This is a genomic window from Legionella donaldsonii (assembly GCF_900452385.1).
Lineage (GTDB): Bacteria > Pseudomonadota > Gammaproteobacteria > Legionellales > Legionellaceae > Tatlockia > Tatlockia donaldsonii.
The window spans coordinates 2478039-2494690 of sequence record NZ_UGOA01000001.1 but is presented as its reverse complement, the minus strand read 5'-3'; the positions used below and the strand labels follow the sequence as shown (position 1 = coordinate 2494690).

The window sequence follows — 16652 nt, the reverse complement described above, 5'->3', positions numbered from 1 at the left end:
TGATCTCTCGCTACGTAATGTGCTCGAGCAAGTGTAGCAGTGGCCTTGATGCAGCGTAGCGTAATTAAGCGGTTTGGTTTTGGACAGTGAATACCTTGATTACGCTACGCTGCATCAAGGCTACCAGCTATTCACTTAATAATGAAATGAATTGCCACTTCAAATGGACAACGTTTTCATTCATTGTCGTTGACTTCAATTTGTTTTTTGCGCGCTGATTCATAACGTGCCTGCATTTCGACATCGATATAACGATCGGTTGTGGCGCTTGAGCTATGGCCTGCATCATCGCGTACATGCTCGCGTGGGCGGATTTTTACATCTTCCGAGATTCCCGTGTGTCTTAACCAGTGAACGGTTGCCGCGCTTAAATTATCTGCCTCTTCCGTTTGACCACGCTGACGTAATTGGGCAGCAGCCAGATCAAAGCATAGCTGTACCAGACGGCGAATAGGCGCTGTATCACTCATGGGGCCAACACCGCGAATTTTTGGAATAAGCGGCGAATTATCAGCAGGGGAGGGTAAAGGGGATAAGCCTAAAAAACCTCGCCAACGCATTAAACTGGCGAGCATAGCTTCACTAACTGCAACCTGCCTTTCCTTGTTGCCTTTGCCAACCGTAGTGAACCACCAATGACCGTTACTGTCTTTGGCAAAATCATTCATGCAAGGGATCCAGCGCTCACTGGCGGCGAGTTCTGAAATGCGTAAATACATCCCAAAGAGCATGCTTAAGATAAATCGGGTCCGCTCATGTTTTTCCGGTTCGTCTTCAGCCAGATTATCGGCAGCAGTTAAGACCGCCTCCCATTGTATTAGGCTAAGCCGTCTGACAGGCGCATTTTGTTGGCGTTTACGAATAAACTTGCTTTTTTGCCGAATCAAGGCGACTGGATTGGAAACAAGGTATTCTTCGGCAATCAGGAAATTGAAGAAGGTGCTTAAAATCGCAAATATTTCCTGCACAGCACCTTGCGATAAATTGAATTGCTCTATTGATAAACTGCTACCTTGCTTTCTTGCCGCTTTGGATTGGGTGACGACAAAAGGGCGCCACTCGGCGTTAGGAATCCGTTTGCCCTCTTTTTCGATAAATCGTGGTACCTTTTTTAAACCGATCCAGCTTTGGGGAGGATTTTGGCAAAAGCGGATGAATTGTTCGATGTCATCGCGTTTTAATGCAGATAAAGTGGTTTTCTTAATGTGCCAACACCACTGCAACAAGCGCTCGGCTTCGCGGCGATAACTATTGAAAGTTCCCTGGCTGCCGGTATAACTTTTGAGAAAGTTCAGACTATGATAAAAATCCTGTTGATAGTCTGGTGCCGGAAGGATGACATTGTCTTGGTTCTTGTGGAGATTGTCCAAATTATCAAACAAAGGCAAAAGTTGTATTTTCATAGCGAACTAAATACAGTCGAGAATAGGTTAATGCTAACCGAAAAGCTAAGCCATCAATAGCCTACAATAGATTTTTATCTTGAATTAAATAGGAGTGCTTAGCTTTGATTTTCGAGCATCGCAGCGGAGCATGCATACGAGTACGTGAGTAGCGAAGCACAGAAAATCAAGGCATAAGCGCCAAGATAGTAGAAATATCAAAAGTACTATTGACCTCCAGAGTCGCTGCGGGTATTATTTGCGCTCTGTCCTCGGGGACGGGTTAACGACGGGGTGTAGCGCAGTCTGGTAGCGCGCCTGCTTTGGGAGCAGGATGTCGGGAGTTCGAATCTCTCCACCCCGACCAGTTTCAGTTTGCGCCCGTAGCTCATCTGGATAGAGCATCGGCCTTCTAAGCCGAGGGTAGCAGGTTCGAATCCTGCCGGGCGTGCCAGCCTTAGTGCAGAATTCCTGATTAAAACAAAGTTGGCAAGAATAATTATGGTGAGCGTAGCTCAGTTGGTAGAGCCCCGGGTTGTGATCCCGGTTGTCGTGGGTTCGAGTCCCATCGTTCACCCCAGACTTCAGAGTCGATTAGCCATCTTATCCTTAAGATTCATCCTGAGTCTTTACAAGACAGTTATACTGTTTGATAATTCCACCCTGTTTGCGAAAGTGGCGGAACTGGTAGACGCGCTGGATTTAGGTTCCAGTGGGGTAACCCGTGAGAGTTCGAGTCTCTCCTTTCGCACCATTACATGATAATTTCCGTGAGGTGACTAGATGCAAGTTTCTGTTGAGACCTTGAAAGGTTTGGAGCGTAAAGTAACAGTTTCGGTGCCAACCGAAAAAGTAGAGGAAGAAGTGAGCACGCGTCTCCACAATCTTGCTCGTAAAGTAAAGGTTGATGGGTTCCGCCCCGGTAAAGTTCCATTCAGTTTAGTAAAGAGCCGTTTTTCACATAGCGTCCGTGAAGAAGTAGCCCGAGAAATAATGCAATCAACGTTATTTGAAGCGTTGCAAAAAAACGAACTGGTTCCCGCTGGGTCACCCTTTGTTGAGCCTGAGAAACTTGAAGCAGGGAAAGACTTTAAATATACCGCCGTCTTTGAAGTATTTCCAATATTTACCATTACAGAATTAAATCAGGCAGAAGTCGAAACTATTCATGCTGAAGTCAAGGATAGCGACGTCTCCGATATGCTGGAAAAATTGCGTGAGCAAAACAAAGAGTGGCACGAGGTTTCACGTGCAGTGGCTAAAGGCGATAAAGCAGTCATTGATTTTGAAGGTTTCCTTGATGATAAGGCCTTTGAAGGCGGTAGTGCTAAAGGGCATGAACTGGTCATTGGTTCTGGCGCGATGATTCCAGGCTTTGAAGAAGGTATAATCGGTGGTAAAAAAGACAAGCCTTTTGATATTAAAGTCACTTTCCCAAAAGATTATGGCCACAAAGAATTAGCGGGTAAAGAAGCAACTTTTAAAATTACCATCCAGAAAGTCATGGAAGGTAAATTACCAGAATTAGATCAAGCGTTTGCTGAGAAATTTAATATCACTGAGGGTGGTATTGATGCGCTCAAAAAAGATATCAAAGAGAACATGGTTCGTGAATTAGAGCGCCGAGTAAGCTCGATGAACCGTGAGAAGCTTTTTGATAAATTAATGGAGTTAAATACATTTGATCTGCCAGTGGCTCTGATTGATAAAGAAATCGAGCATTTAAAGCATGATATGTATCATCGTCTTTTTGGTCACGAGCATTCTGATGATGAGAAGATACCTGATTTCCCACGCGCGTTGTTCGAAGAGCAAGCCAAAAAGCGTGTTCACCTTGGTTTACTGTTCTCTGAATACGTGAAAAAGCATGCATTGGTTGCTGATAAAGCGCGTGTTGATGCAATGATTGAAAAATTTGCCAGTGCCTATGAAAGCCCTGATGAATTGCGTGCCTGGTATCAAGGCAGTAAAGAACGCCTGGCTGAAATAGAAGCGCTGGTTATGGAAGAAGTTGTTGCTGAAAAAATCAGTGAAGATGCTAAACTTAAGCGCAAAAAAATGGGCTACGAAGAGGTCATGAACCCTAAAAAGGACGCTGAGAATAAAGGAGAATAAGTATGTCAGGTTATGCAGACAACTTAATAAGAAACGCCAGTGGGTTAGTGCCGATGGTTATTGAGCAAACCTCTAGAGGTGAGCGCTCTTATGATATTTACTCACGACTTTTGAAAGAACGAATTATCTTTCTTTTAGGGGAAGTTGAAGATCATATGGCTAACCTGGTAGTGGCTCAATTGTTGTTTTTGGAGTCCGAGAATCCAGAGAAAGACATTGCTTTGTATATTAATTCGCCGGGCGGGGTCGTTACTGCTGGCTTGGCAATTTATGATACCATGCAGTTTATTAAGCCTGATGTCAGTACCTTATGTATTGGCCAGGCAGCCAGCGCAGCAGCGTTATTGCTATGTGCCGGTGCTGACGGAAAACGTTTCTGTTTGCCCAACTCAAGAGTCATGATTCACCAACCGTTAGGTGGATATCGAGGTCAGGCAACGGATATTGAAATCCATGCCCGGGAAACATTGGCGGTGCGCGAGCGTTTGAATAGCATTATGGCCAATCACACCAAGAAGACACCTGATCAAATTATGCGTGATACAGAGCGTGATAATTTTATGAGTGCTACCCAAGCGATGGAATATGGTTTGATTGATAAGGTTCTCTACGACCGCAATGCGTTGGCTACAACTGAGTAATTAAAGCAGCCAGCTCGCTTTTTTAGTAAAAGCGAACTGGCGTTATTTTTCCGATTGTCTAAAATTTTACTAGGATGTCTATTATTAACTCGAAGTATATTTGTCAGAACATTGGTTTAAGTCCTTCTAAAAGAGGTAACAAATCAGTGGGTGAGGCTATTTTAGGGACTGATAAGCAATAATAGATACTCTAGATTACTACACTGGTGTAGTAACAGTAAAAAGAGGGGTTCGTAGATGAGTAAAACCGGTAACGGCGATAATGAAAAAGTCTTGTATTGTTCTTTTTGTGGAAAGAGCCAGCATGAGGTAAAAAAATTAATTGCAGGCCCTTCGGTTTTTGTTTGTGATGAATGTGTTGAATTATGTAATGATATTATTCGTGAAGAAACCCAAGACATTCCAGAGGAAGCTGAGACCCATTTACCTACACCTAAAGAAATTTCCAATTTTCTTGATGAATACGTGATCGGGCAACCCCATGCCAAAAAGGTCTTATCGGTAGCAGTTTATAACCATTACAAACGATTACACCATAAAACCGAAGATGGTATTGAGTTGGGTAAAAGTAACATTTTGCTTATAGGGCCCACGGGTAGCGGTAAAACCTTGCTTGCTCAAACCTTGGCGCGTTTACTCAATGTACCTTTCACCATGGCTGATGCGACTACCTTAACTGAAGCAGGTTATGTGGGTGAGGATGTTGAAAATATCATCCAGAAATTATTGCAAAAATGCGATTATGATGTTGATAAAGCCCAACAAGGTATTGTCTATATCGACGAAATCGATAAGATTTCGCGTAAATCGGATAATCCTTCTATTACCCGTGATGTATCAGGCGAGGGTGTGCAACAAGCATTACTGAAATTGATAGAGGGGACTATTGCCTCTGTGCCTCCACAGGGTGGGCGTAAACATCCGCAACAAGAGTTTCTTCAAGTAGATACCTCCAATATCCTGTTTATTTGTGGAGGCGCGTTTGCCGGATTAGAGAAGGTGATTCGTGAGCGCAGCGATAAATCTGGAATAGGTTTCTCTGCACAGCTCAAAAATCCAAAAAACAGCCAGGAAATGGAAAAGGTACTAGACTCCCTCGAATCAGAGGATTTGGTTAAATATGGTTTAATTCCTGAATTTGTTGGCCGTTTACCGGTAGTAACAACCTTACACGAGTTAGATGAAGATGCGTTAGTGGATATTCTTACCACACCAAAAAATGCGCTGACCAAGCAATTCCATGCTTTATTTAAAATGGAAGGTGTAGAATTGGAGTTTCGGGATGATGCTCTGCGCCTGATCGCTAAAAAAGCGTTGGAAAGAAAAATTGGTGCTCGTGGTTTGCGTGCCATCCTTGAAAATATTCTTTTAGACACCATGTATGAATTACCTTCCATCGAAGGAGTTAATAAAGTTGTTATTGATGAAAGTGTAATCAATGGCGTCGGAAAGCCTATCCTTGTCTATGAAGGCGAAGAAGGTAAACAATCTGCTGCAGGTGGAAGGGAATAAGAAAGCGTGTAGTAGCAGTAGCAATCTGCGCTGCTGGAATTTATCGGGACTGAATCCAGCAGGGCCGTCCAGGACGCTTGCTTAAAAAGCAGGCGTTTCAACTGAAGGCCATACTATTTCTCTTAGGATTATCGTTTGAATAAGGGCTTATTATGTCTAGCGAAAGCGAAAATGAATTCACAGCGACTGAAGAAGAAAATGACTTGATATCACCGTTACCTGTGTTACCTCTGCGCGATGTTGTTGTTTATCCGCACATGGTTATTCCCTTGTTTGTCGGGCGAGAGAAATCAATTAAGGCCTTAGAAGCGTCAATGATTGACAGTAAGCAGATTTTTCTGGTTGCTCAACGTAAATCCTCTAATGACGATCCAACTCCACAGGATGTTTTTACGGTCGGTACGATTTCCAGCGTTCTCCAATTATTAAAATTACCTGATGGCACCGTCAAAGTATTGGTTGAGGGTGAGCAACGGGCAAAAGTAACAGCCTATTCTCAAGAAAAAGGCTATCTCGAGGCCTCCCTGGAGATTATAGAGGAAGTTAGTTCTGACTTAAAAGAACAAGAAATTGAAATTTTAATGCGCTCTTTGATGTCTCAATTTGAGCAATATATCAAGCTTAATAAGAAAATCCCGCCGGAAGTATTAAGTTCCCTGGCAAGTATCGAAGAGCCTGGCCGTTTGGCTGATACCATCGCAGCCCATTTATCCCTCAAAGTAGATGATAAACAAGAATTACTTGAAACGACTGATGTGGGAACACGCCTTGAGCGATTAATGGCAGCGATAGAAAGCGAGATTGACTTGCTTCATGTTGAAAAACGAGTACGCGGTCGCGTTAAGCGTCAAATGGAAAAAAGCCAACGAGAGTATTATCTCAACGAGCAGATTAAAGCGATTCAAAAAGAACTCGGCGAAATGGGTGAAGAAGGCAATGAAATTGAGCAATTGGAAAACTCGATTAATAAAGCCGGAATGCCCAAAGAAGCTAAAGAGAAATCGCTTGCTGAACTGCAAAAATTAAAATTGATGTCACCCATGTCCGCGGAAGCAACCGTCATTCGCAACTATTTAGACTGGATGCTTAGTGTGCCGTGGAAAAGGAAAAATAAAATCCAGTTTGATTTACTGAAGGCGGAGAAATTGCTGGATAAAGAGCATTATGGCCTCGAAAAAGTGAAAGAGCGGATTATTGAGTACCTTGCGGTACAACAACGTGTAAAACGTTTGAAAGGACCTATTTTATGCCTGGTAGGACCTCCGGGGGTTGGAAAAACCTCGTTAGGCCAATCAATCGCTAATGCGACGGGCAGAACGTTTATTCGTATCGCTTTAGGTGGTGTAAGGGATGAAGCGGAAATTCGCGGTCATCGACGAACCTACATTGGTTCTATGCCAGGAAAAATAATTCAAAAACTATGCAAAGCCGGTGTTAAAAACCCTCTAATCATGCTGGACGAAGTAGATAAAATGGCCATGGATTTCCGTGGTGATCCAGCTTCTGCCTTGCTAGAGGTCCTTGATCCTGAACAAAACCATACCTTTAACGATCACTATCTAGAAGTCGATTATGATTTGAGTGATGTAATGTTTATAGCGACGGCTAATTCACTGGAAATTCCTGCACCGCTCCTTGATCGGATGGAGGTTATTCGTCTGGCTGGTTATACCGAAGATGAGAAGATCCATATTGCAGAAAGCTATTTGGTGCCCAAGCAATTGATTTTGAATGGTCTAAAGCCAAACGAAATCAATATTGGTGAAAGTGCCATCCGTGAAATTGTCCGTCATTATACCCGTGAAGCAGGTGTCCGTAATCTGGAGCGCGATATAGCCAGTATTTGTCGTAAGGTGGTCAAAGAAATACTGACAGGCAAGCGGGTGAAAAAAGTAGCGGTATCCCGTACTAATATTGAAAAATATTTAGGGGTTAAAAAATACCGTTATGGGCTTGCCGAAGAATTTGATCAGGTAGGGCAGGTCACCGGGTTAGCCTGGACCAGCGTAGGCGGTGAATTACTGACCATAGAAGCCTCTATGATGCCAGGTAAGGGTAAAACCACACATACTGGCCAATTAGGCGAGGTGATGCAGGAATCGATTCACGCTGCAATGACGGTAGTAAGAAGTCGGGCGAAGGCTTTTGGTTTGGCTGATGATTTTTACGATAAAAATGATTTCCATGTGCACGTTCCAGAAGGGGCAACACCCAAGGATGGTCCTAGTGCCGGTATTGGTATGTGTACAGCCTTGGTTTCGGTAGTAACGCATATTCCTGTACGTGCTGACGTGGCTATGACCGGGGAAATAACCTTGCGTGGTCAAGTACTCCCTATCGGTGGCCTGAAGGAAAAACTGCTTGCTGCCCATCGGGGTGGGATTAAGCATGTTATTATTCCTGAGGAGAATCGCAAGGATTTGGAAGAGATACCTGATAACGTATTGAAGAAACTGACCATTCATCCTGTGAAGACAGTTGAGCAGGTATTAGAGCTCGCTTTACAGCGTAGTCCGATCGTTGATACACCTATTCCGACCATTCATGAGGCTGCAAAAGGAAAAAGTTCTAAAAAAAGTAAAAATAAGGATTTACATGCCCATTAATACCGAGTATATTTCACTCCGTTGCCCGCTACTGGCGGGCGATGCAAGGATGTGACTGCTTGACTGAGGTTGATGAATCTGTTTTAATCGCTTCGGATAAAGGAAGAATAACTGATAGGGGAAAAGATGAATAAGAGTGAATTGATTGAAGCAATTGCAAGTGGTTCTGGCGTAACTAAAGCAGACGCTAGTCGAGTTCTCGATACTTTTATGACTACCGTGACCGATGCTTTAAGAAGTGGCGATCAAGTTGTGTTGCCTGGTTTCGGTTCTTTTTCCACTGGTAACCGTTCTGAACGTACCGGTAGAAATCCACAGACTGGAGCGACCATTCGTATTAAGGCTTCACGTGTTGCCAAGTTCAAAGCTGGTAAGAACTTGAAGGAAGCTGTGCAGTAGAGTTTTTGGGTGCTTAGCTCAGCTGGGAGAGCATCGCCCTTACAAGGCGAGGGTCGCAGGTTCGATCCCTGCAGCACCCACCAAGAATTGGAGTGGTAGTTCAGTTGGTTAGAATACCGGCCTGTCACGCCGGGGGTCGCGGGTTCGAGCCCCGTCCACTCCGCCAAGATTAACGCGCCGAAGGGCGCGTTTTTTTTACCAACCACGTTAAGTCAGTATTTTCTTGCGAAACACCAATATGGAATTTCGAACATGTTGCAGAAGTTGAACGAACGCATACAAGGTGTCATAGCCTGGATAGTCATTGGTTTGATTGTTATCACTTTTACCTTATTCGGCGTGGATTATTATATGCAATCACGTCAGACCTCAACCGCAGAGGTTGATGTGAATGGCCAGCCGATCAGTAAACAGGCTTTCGAAGCAAATTATAGGCGAGCCCGCCAGCAGCGTGATCCGTCGCAAATGACAGCGGCTAGCGAAGTAGCCTTGAAGAACCAGGTTCTGCGAAATATGATTGTTAATGAAGTCACTATGCAGGCAGCAAAGGCCAGTGGCTTTGAGGTGAGCGCAGAACAAGCGAATGCAGCTATCGTTAATATCCCTCAATTTCAGGAAGATGGACATTTCTCGGCAGAACGTTACCAACAAGCACTGAGCGGAGCCATCTTTACTCCGGAATCTTTTCAAAAAGAAGTCAGGCAAGGCATGCTGCTTAATCAGCAGCGTTTTGCGTTTATAGGGAGTGCTTTTGCTCTACCCGATGAGATTGAGCGGTTTGTTAAGCTCTACATGCAAACTCGAGATTACGAGTATGTGCAAATACCAACGTCTTTATTTATCAAAGAAGGGAATGTTTCTTCTGAAATGGTCAATGCTTATTATCAAAAGCATCAAAAAGAATTTCTTGAACCAGAAAAAGTCTCGCTCGATTATGTCCGCTTATCTATGCAAAAAATCAAGGATGCAACGAAGGTCAGTGATGAGGAGATCAAGCGCTACTATGAAGATAATCAAAGTAATTTTCTGACGCCGGCACAGTGGCAGGTTGCTCATATCCTATTTGCTATTCCAGAAAATGCGACTGCAGAGACCCAGGAGCAGATAAAGCAAAAAGCTGAGGAAGCGTACCAAGCCCTGCAAAACAATCCTCTTCAATTTAACGAATGGGTCAAAACCATGTCGGATGATAAATTGTCTGTTGCCAACGAGGGTATTTTGCCCTGGCTGGTTGCAGGTCAATCCGGTTTTGATAAAACCTTGGCAAAGTTAACCAAACCAGGACAAATTTCGCCGCCAGTAAAAGCTGCCCACGGCTATGAGATTTTTAAGCTGGTGGCTTATAAGCCAGCAGCATTAAAACCATTGTCTGACGTCCAAGAAACGATTAAAGAGCAATTAATAATTGAGTTATCACAGGCTCAATATGCGCAAGCCTTAGAGCAGCTCGCCGATTTAAGTTATCAGACGCCAGATTCGCTGACCCCTGTAGCCGATGCATTAAAATTGCAAGTTGAGCAGACTGAGCCTTTTTCGCGACGCGGTAGCAATAGTGAATTGGGTAAAAACAAGCAAGTAGTCAACGCGGCTTTCAGTCATGATGTCTTGGAGCTTGGCAATAACAGCGAACCGGTGCAATTAGACAATGATAGTGTTGTGGTCATACGAGTTAATAAACACATACCCGCCGCCAAGAAATCGTTGGCGCAAGTCAGTGATGCCATCACTAAAAAATTAGCCTTGCAAGAGGCTGGGAAGCGGGCAAAGCAATTAGGTATAGAATTGCTATCGAACAAGGAAGAGGTTGGTGCGCAAGACAAGCTCATGCAAACCAATCAGCTGCAGTGGCAAGAGGTAGATAAAGCAACACGCGATACAGACAAAGCAGATGCTACGGTTAATGATTTAGCCTTTAGCCTGCCGCGTACTAATAGTCGTGATGGACGCAGCTTAAGTAATGGTGATTATGTCATCGTGCGATTGAAAAAAATCAATGATGGCCAATTGTCATTGCTTGATAAGGAACAACAGGCAAGCTTAGCCCAACAAATTGAAGCCAACTATGGCTTAATGGATTACGATTTGTACGTCAATAATTTGGTTCATAAGGCTAAGATAGACAGACATTAAACCTAAGTTAAAAGGGGATGTAATGGCGAAATTTACCGATAACCAATTAGCAAAATTTTTTTTACAGCTCACTAACGATTACAATGAATTAGCAAGCAGGCGAAATCCTCAGCTCTCAATGGAACAAATTAGAGATGAATTAAGACGAAGAGTCCTGTTCGCTTTAAATAATCCTGCTAGCAACTTGTATTGGTTAAGTTTAGCTGGTAACCAGGAAGACTGCCAAAGAGAGGCCGATAAAGTAATGCACGCGTTGAATACTTTTCTGAGCACGCGCCCGGCCTTTGCACAGGTAGATCAACCGCAAGCATTTTTTGCCCATCCCCAATTTGTTCAAATTAATATCGACGTTGAAGACTATAACGAGTACCGACACCGTCGCCACTGTTATTGTGCCAGCAATGACGTATTATTTAACTGGTTTTTGTGGCGCTCCATAATGACACCTCAAGTTGTTGTTATTGACCATTCCTCTAGCCATAGTCATGGCCGTTCAAACAAGGATGAGAAGAAGAATAATGGTGATGTGATCGCTTTCCTCTTTTTAGCCGCCCTGGCTGCCTTGCTCCTGGTTCTGGCAACGCTTGCGCTTTATTATATGCTAGGTCAAGCCTTAAATAGTCTCGATCGTTTTCGATATAATGAGGGTTGGCTGCAAGGAATGACAACAATGGCAGGTATGCTTGCTGCTGGTTACGTTACCTCTGTCTTAAGCTCGGCTTTTGCTGCAACGCCATTAATGAACCTTGCTCTGCTAGCTGGTCTAAGCAGTCCAGTAGGTGTGGTTGTTTTGTCTCTGACTTGTTTAACCATTATTGGTGCTGGATTAGGTTGTTTCGTTACGGATAAAGTACAGAACTATATTTTGCGGAAAACCAATCCTGATGCCCTGGATCCCAACGATCCGAATCGTTTTACTTTAACTGCAGAAGAAGAGCGTCATTTATTCCAGAGGGGCTTCGATCTGATGCGGGTAAAATATGCTATTTTTACTCTGCGGTCTGAGTTGGGTGAAGAGGGCGTACCTACTTTGCTGCATCGACGATCGTTTGGGGCGAATAGCAGAAAAGTGCAGGAAAATCTTGATCTCATAAGAAAAATACGTGCAGGTGATTTAGGTGCTGACTCGCTTCTTGAGGGACCTGTAACAGTTCCTTTACGTCAAGGTGATGAGACGATTCATTTTGACTTACGCCGCTGGGATTACTACCAACCTCCTGTTTACGCCATGTATCCTGATCCACAGGCCTACATGCAGCCATCTGCCCCACCACAATATTATAGCTAGTCGTTGTACTGAGTAAGTGCCTTTTTGCAAAGGCACTTACTTAGTTAATTCATTCAATTTATATGACTTTTCAACTGCATGGTAATACGCATAAAGTTACATGACTTTAGTCATTCCAGAAACTGAATCAAATGAAGCGCCCTATATATAAGGCACTTCACTTAAAAGAAGCAAAACAGGTTAGGTGAGATCTGACATTGAAACTGCATGGTAACCCGCGTCAACATGGACCACTTCTGCGGTAATTCCCGAAGCCAAATCAGAACATAGAAAAGCAGCCGTATTACCCACTTCTTCTGCAGTAACATTGCGCTTTAATGGGGTGGTATTCGCATAAGCAGTTTGCATTTTACGGAAGTCTTTAATCCCCGCTGCTGCCAGCGTTTTAATAGGGCCTGCTGAAATCGCATTGACTCGTAGTCCTCTTGGACCCAAACTGGCAGCTAGATAACGAACCGCGGCTTCGAGACTCGCTTTGGCGATACCCATTACGTTGTAGTTAGGTACGGCTTTCTCGGCCCCATAATAGCTTAAGGTCAGAACCGATCCTTGGGTGCCTTCCATCATCGGTAAGGCAGCTTGCGTCAGGCCAACCAGGCTGTAGGCACTGATATCATGGGCAATACGAAAGCCCTCGCGGTTAGCTTGTTCAATGAAGTCACCACTGATTTGATCAGCGGGTGCGAAGGCTACTGAGTGGATTAAAATATCCAGTTTATCCCAATGGCTTCCCAAGTGTTCAAAGACAGATTTTATGTCCAAATCACTGGCAACATCGCAAGGAAAGGTAAGGCTGGAGTTAAATTCAGCGGCCATGGTTTCTACGCGGCTTTGCAGTTTTTCATTCTGGTAAGTAAAGGCTAGTTCTGCACCTTGCTCGTGAAAGGCTTGGGCAATGCCATAGGCAATGGATCGGTTAGAAGCCAGGCCAACAATTAATGCTTTTTTCCCGCTTAAAAATCCCACATTATTCTCCTTCTAATCTTTTGAGTGCGTTGCAAGTAACTCACGCATTTTTGCTTGGATCATGTCAATAGCAATACGATTTTCCCCTCCGCGAGGGACAATGATATCAGCGTACCGACTTGAGGGTTCAATGAACTGTAAATACATTGGTCTTACTGTTGTCTCATACTGATGGACGACTGATTCAAATGAGCGGTGCCGTTCAACCACATCCCGCTTCAGGCGGCGGGTCAAGCAAACATCCAAAGGCGTGGACATAAAAATACGAATATCCATGACTTCACGCAGTGCCTTGTCGGTAAATAATAAAATACCCTCCAGGACAATAATCGTATGGCGGCCGACATAACGTGTTTCTGGCAAACGAAGGTGCTTCGAATGGGAGTAAATAGGAATATTAACGGATTCCCCTTGTTGTAATTGACGCAGATGCTCACAAAGCAGGGCGTGGTCAAACGCCTCAGGGTGATCGTAATTAATTTTTTCTCTTTCCGCGAAGGGGAGGTGGCTGTTGTCTTTATAGTAAGCATCTTCCGAAATCACAACAACTTGCTCTGAACCAAGTTCAGTGACAATAGTATTAGCCAGAAGACTTTTACCAGAAGCAGAGGGGCCGGATATTCCGATAATAATCGCTTGTTTGCTCATGATAAGGTCGTTAAAAATTTTGTACAAATAGTAAGGGTTTATGAGGATAAATTCAATCTGAAATGTAAATAGAACCACGTCATTTCGCCAAAATTGGAGTTATTCCAAAAGACCTCTTTTGAGTATCCAAATAATAGAAATAACTTCATCCTATCATTTTTGCTCTCTCTGACGCTTCAACAGGACATATAAAGCACCTGAACCACCATCACGAGTTAAAGCACTGTGGAAAGCTAATACCTCGGGAAATTGCTGAAGCCAGTGATTAACCAAGTTTTTTAGGACAGGGGGCTCCCCTTGGGGACTGCCTTTGCCATGAATAATTAAAAGGCAACGGTGAGCCAAGGCATGTTGTTGTCTAATAAATTGGATCAAGGCATTTTTTGCGTCATCACTGCGCAAGCCATGCAAATCGAGTCTGGCTTGCCAGGAAATTTGTCCACTTTTTAATTCCCGCAATCGCTTGGTTGGAATACTGTGATTACAGTAACTCAGCAGGGTGCTTGCTTGTACGACCTCGGTATAATAATCCGATAAATAAAAGTCATGCTCCTTTGTCATGGGGGATTGAGAACGATAGGTGGACGACTTTGTTGCCTGAGGCAGGTTTTTAGCCTTTTCGGAAACAATTTTTTTGTTTTTGGGTAAAGGCTTCACTTTTTCCACAACCTGGCGAAATAAAGCCTTGTCTTCCTCAGACAGAAAATCATTAGACATAGAACTCGTTAATTTAGACATTTGAAGTACTTTTAAAATTATAACGTATATACGGGGCCTAAGGACAAAGAATCGGAATTAGCGTACAATTTGTGATAATTGTATGCATCGATGATTTTCCTCTCCCTCTTTAGGGCTGCGGAAAGTCTAATGATTAAGGTAAGATTATGACTGATTCTTATGCAGCGCTTACGGCTGATTTTGCAACCCTTGTTGATTTCTTGCGTTTTGGTTTAACTCAGGCAAGGGCTGCTGATTTGTATTATGGACATGGTACGGATAACGCTTGGGATGACATGATGGCCTTGGTGCTAGGCAGTTTATCGTTACCGCCCGATGTCGATCCCTTGCTTTTGCAAGCTCGATTGACACCTGCCGAAAAACAAATGCTCAACGAACGTTTGGCAAGACGGATTATCAATAAAGTTCCGGTGCCATACCTAACGCGGGAAGCCCATTTCTGTGAACTGCCTTTTTATGTTGATGAGCGCGTGTTAATCCCACGCTCACCCATTGCGGAGCTCATTAGAGAACAATTTTCTCCCTGGCTTGTTGCTGATAACGTAGAGCGTGTACTTGATCTTTGTACGGGAAGTGGTTGCATAGCGATTGCTTGCAGTTACGCATTCCCGGAAGCAGTAGTTGATGCAGTCGATATTTCAGCAGAAGCCTTGGAAGTGGCAGCGATTAATCGTGCTCGTCATGGCTTGCAAGATGTTCTTAACCTGATTGAATCGGACTGCTGGGCCAATGTACCTAGAGCTCGCTATGATTTGATCGTTTCTAACCCTCCTTACGTTGGCTATGAAGAAATGCAAACTTTGCCGGATGAATATACTCATGAGCCCCGATTAGCTTTGGAGTGTGAGAATAATGGTTTGGCTATTGTTGAAAAAATCCTGGCAAACGCCCATGATTACTTAACAGAGGAAGGCATTTTAGTCGTTGAGGTAGGGAACAGCGAATATGCTTTAGTTGACGCGTTTCCCCAGCTGCCATTTACCTGGCTTGATTTTGAACATGGCGGCCAAGGCGTGTTTTTATTAACCTGCCAGCAATTAAAAGCCTATTTTGGTAATAAGTAATGAGTGGAAACACATTGGGTACATTGTTTACGGTAACGACCTTTGGTGAAAGTCACGGCAAAGCGTTAGGTTGTGTAGTGGATGGTTGCCCCCCAGGTTTAGCGCTTGGTGCTGAAGATATTCAGCCCTTTCTCGATAAGCGCAAGCCAGGACAGTCTAAATATACGACTCAACGACGAGAAGAGGATAAAGTGGAAATCCTTTCTGGTGTCTTTGAGGGATTAACTACCGGGACCCCCATTGCGCTGTTAATTCAAAACAGTGATCAGCGTTCCAGTGACTATAGCGAGATTAAGGATTTATTTCGGCCAGGACATGCTGATTTTACCTACCACAACAAGTATGGACATCGTGATTATCGTGGTGGCGGCCGCTCATCCGCTCGCGAAACGGCAGCCAGGGTTGCAGCAGGAGCGATTGCCCGTCTCTATTTGCAACGTATGGTGGGTATTGAAATAATTGGTTATCTGCAGCAGATGGGTACGATCCCCATCGATTTTATTGCAGAAAGTGAAATAAACAAGAATCCTTTTTTTTGTCCTAATGATTATCAAATACAGCAGTTGGCAGATTATATTGATCAATTACGTCGCCAGGGTGATTCGGTTGGTGCCCGGATTGCGGTGATGGCTCGTGGTGTTCCTGTAGGGCTTGGTGATCCTGTTTTTGACAAGCTCGATGCGACACTTGCCTATGCTATGATGTCTATTAACGCAGTGAAAGGAGTCGAAATTGGCGCAGGTTTTGCTGCCGTTAGTCAGTTAGGTAGTGAACATCGTGATGAAATGACAAAGCAGGGCTTTTTAAGCAACAATGCTGGCGGTATTCTTGGCGGGATTTCAACGGGTCAAAATCTGCAAGTCAGTCTTGCCTTGAAACCTACTTCAAGTATTATCAAGCCTGGCAAAACAATTAACACTCAAGGCGAGGAAGTAACCGTTGTTACCAAAGGCCGTCATGATCCCTGTGTGGGTATTCGAGCGGTTCCTATAGCTGAAGCAATGATGGCTTTAGTGTTGATGGATCATTATCTGCGGCATAAAGCCCAGAACAAATAGGGACTGTTTACATTTCTACTATTTTGGCGCTTATGGCTTGATTTTCTGTGCTTCGCTGCTCGAAAATCAAGCCATAAGCACTCAAACTAGCGAAATGTAAACAGT

13 protein-coding genes and 6 tRNA genes are annotated in these 16652 nt (G+C 43.9%); 15 read left to right on the top strand and 4 right to left on the bottom strand.

Translation table 11 applies throughout. The features are described from left to right. Positions 1 to 176 precede the first annotated feature (176 nt). Positions 177 to 1403: a tyrosine-type recombinase/integrase gene (locus tag DYC89_RS11305; RefSeq protein WP_115221874.1), complete on the bottom strand. Its 1227-nt coding sequence runs from the start codon at positions 1401 to 1403 to the stop codon at positions 177 to 179. A gap of 269 nt (positions 1404 to 1672) precedes the next feature. Here DYC89_RS11305 and DYC89_RS11300 point away from each other — a divergent pair. The 13 genes from DYC89_RS11300 to DYC89_RS11240 all read left to right on the top strand — a co-directional run bounded on the left by DYC89_RS11300 (position 1673) and on the right by DYC89_RS11240 (position 12073). Further along, a tRNA-Pro gene (locus DYC89_RS11300) sits at positions 1673 to 1749 on the top strand. Positions 1750 to 1759: 10 nt separating this feature from the next. Then, a tRNA-Arg gene (locus tag DYC89_RS11295) sits at positions 1760 to 1836 on the top strand. A gap of 50 nt (positions 1837 to 1886) precedes the next feature. Beyond that, a tRNA-His gene (locus DYC89_RS11290) sits at positions 1887 to 1962 on the top strand. Between the two features lie 89 nt (positions 1963 to 2051). Continuing rightward, a tRNA-Leu gene (locus DYC89_RS11285) sits at positions 2052 to 2136 on the top strand. A 29-nt stretch (positions 2137 to 2165) separates the two neighbouring features. Beyond that, positions 2166 to 3497, top strand: a complete 1332-nt coding sequence (tig, locus tag DYC89_RS11280; RefSeq protein WP_115221873.1) for a trigger factor — start codon at positions 2166 to 2168, stop codon at positions 3495 to 3497. Between the two features lie 2 nt (positions 3498 to 3499). Then, positions 3500 to 4138 (top strand): ATP-dependent Clp endopeptidase proteolytic subunit ClpP, encoded by a 639-nt coding sequence (clpP, locus tag DYC89_RS11275; RefSeq protein WP_115221872.1) that lies wholly within the window; start codon positions 3500 to 3502, stop codon positions 4136 to 4138. A gap of 237 nt (positions 4139 to 4375) precedes the next feature. Further along, positions 4376 to 5650, top strand: a complete 1275-nt coding sequence (gene clpX, locus DYC89_RS11270; protein WP_115221871.1) for an ATP-dependent Clp protease ATP-binding subunit ClpX — start codon at positions 4376 to 4378, stop codon at positions 5648 to 5650. Between the two features lie 152 nt (positions 5651 to 5802). After that, positions 5803 to 8256, top strand: coding sequence for an endopeptidase La (gene lon / locus DYC89_RS11265; protein WP_115221870.1), 2454 nt, complete (start codon positions 5803 to 5805; stop codon positions 8254 to 8256). A 126-nt stretch (positions 8257 to 8382) separates the two neighbouring features. Further along, positions 8383 to 8655 (top strand): HU family DNA-binding protein, encoded by a 273-nt coding sequence (locus DYC89_RS11260; RefSeq protein ID WP_019216274.1) that lies wholly within the window; start codon positions 8383 to 8385, stop codon positions 8653 to 8655. A 7-nt stretch (positions 8656 to 8662) separates the two neighbouring features. Continuing rightward, positions 8663 to 8738, top strand: a tRNA-Val gene (locus DYC89_RS11255). 6 nt (positions 8739 to 8744) lie between these two features. Further along, positions 8745 to 8821, top strand: a tRNA-Asp gene (locus DYC89_RS11250). A gap of 86 nt (positions 8822 to 8907) precedes the next feature. Beyond that, entirely contained in the window at positions 8908 to 10785 is a 1878-nt protein-coding gene (locus tag DYC89_RS11245; RefSeq protein WP_115221869.1) for a SurA N-terminal domain-containing protein, read from the top strand. 22 nt (positions 10786 to 10807) lie between these two features. After that, a complete protein-coding gene (locus tag DYC89_RS11240) occupies positions 10808 to 12073 on the top strand; it encodes a hypothetical protein (RefSeq protein ID WP_115221868.1) in 1266 nt (421 codons plus the stop codon). Between the two features lie 180 nt (positions 12074 to 12253). Here DYC89_RS11240 and DYC89_RS11235 read toward each other — a convergent pair whose 3' ends face one another. The 3 genes from DYC89_RS11235 to DYC89_RS11225 form a co-directional block, all read right to left on the bottom strand. Continuing rightward, positions 12254 to 13039 carry an enoyl-ACP reductase FabI gene (locus tag DYC89_RS11235; RefSeq protein WP_115221867.1) on the bottom strand — a complete coding sequence of 262 codons (786 nt, stop codon included), beginning with the start codon at positions 13037 to 13039 and terminating at the stop codon, positions 12254 to 12256. Positions 13040 to 13051: 12 nt separating this feature from the next. After that, positions 13052 to 13687: a uridine kinase gene (gene udk, locus DYC89_RS11230; protein ID WP_181879384.1), complete on the bottom strand. Its 636-nt coding sequence runs from the start codon at positions 13685 to 13687 to the stop codon at positions 13052 to 13054. Between the two features lie 153 nt (positions 13688 to 13840). After that, positions 13841 to 14404 carry a Smr/MutS family protein gene (locus DYC89_RS11225; protein WP_115221865.1) on the bottom strand — a complete coding sequence of 188 codons (564 nt, stop codon included), beginning with the start codon at positions 14402 to 14404 and terminating at the stop codon, positions 13841 to 13843. 167 nt (positions 14405 to 14571) lie between these two features. Here DYC89_RS11225 and prmB point away from each other — a divergent pair, with 167 nt between their 5' ends. Next, on the top strand, positions 14572 to 15489 hold the full coding sequence (gene prmB, locus DYC89_RS11220; protein ID WP_115221864.1) for a 50S ribosomal protein L3 N(5)-glutamine methyltransferase: 918 nt from the start codon (positions 14572 to 14574) through the stop codon (positions 15487 to 15489). Beyond that, entirely contained in the window at positions 15489 to 16547 is a 1059-nt protein-coding gene (aroC, locus tag DYC89_RS11215; protein ID WP_115221863.1) for a chorismate synthase, read from the top strand. The genes prmB and aroC overlap by 1 nt, the downstream gene beginning before the upstream one ends. Positions 16548 to 16652: the final 105 nt, after the last annotated feature.

What these genes read in the sequence shown, in the direction of transcription:
- DYC89_RS11305 (WP_115221874.1), bottom strand. Translation starts at nt 1,403, where the DNA reads ATGAAAATACAACTTTTGCCTTTGTTTGATAATTTGGACAATCTCCAC.
- tig (WP_115221873.1), top strand. Translation starts at nt 2,166, where the DNA reads ATGCAAGTTTCTGTTGAGACCTTGAAAGGTTTGGAGCGTAAAGTAACA.
- clpP (WP_115221872.1), top strand. Translation starts at nt 3,500, where the DNA reads ATGTCAGGTTATGCAGACAACTTAATAAGAAACGCCAGTGGGTTAGTG.
- clpX (WP_115221871.1), top strand. Translation starts at nt 4,376, where the DNA reads ATGAGTAAAACCGGTAACGGCGATAATGAAAAAGTCTTGTATTGTTCT.
- lon (WP_115221870.1), top strand. Translation starts at nt 5,803, where the DNA reads ATGTCTAGCGAAAGCGAAAATGAATTCACAGCGACTGAAGAAGAAAAT.
- DYC89_RS11260 (WP_019216274.1), top strand. Translation starts at nt 8,383, where the DNA reads ATGAATAAGAGTGAATTGATTGAAGCAATTGCAAGTGGTTCTGGCGTA.
- DYC89_RS11245 (WP_115221869.1), top strand. Translation starts at nt 8,908, where the DNA reads ATGTTGCAGAAGTTGAACGAACGCATACAAGGTGTCATAGCCTGGATA.
- DYC89_RS11240 (WP_115221868.1), top strand. Translation starts at nt 10,808, where the DNA reads ATGGCGAAATTTACCGATAACCAATTAGCAAAATTTTTTTTACAGCTC.
- udk (WP_181879384.1), bottom strand. Translation starts at nt 13,687, where the DNA reads ATGAGCAAACAAGCGATTATTATCGGAATATCCGGCCCCTCTGCTTCT.
- DYC89_RS11225 (WP_115221865.1), bottom strand. Translation starts at nt 14,404, where the DNA reads ATGTCTAATGATTTTCTGTCTGAGGAAGACAAGGCTTTATTTCGCCAG.
- prmB (WP_115221864.1), top strand. Translation starts at nt 14,572, where the DNA reads ATGACTGATTCTTATGCAGCGCTTACGGCTGATTTTGCAACCCTTGTT.
- aroC (WP_115221863.1), top strand. Translation starts at nt 15,489, where the DNA reads ATGAGTGGAAACACATTGGGTACATTGTTTACGGTAACGACCTTTGGT.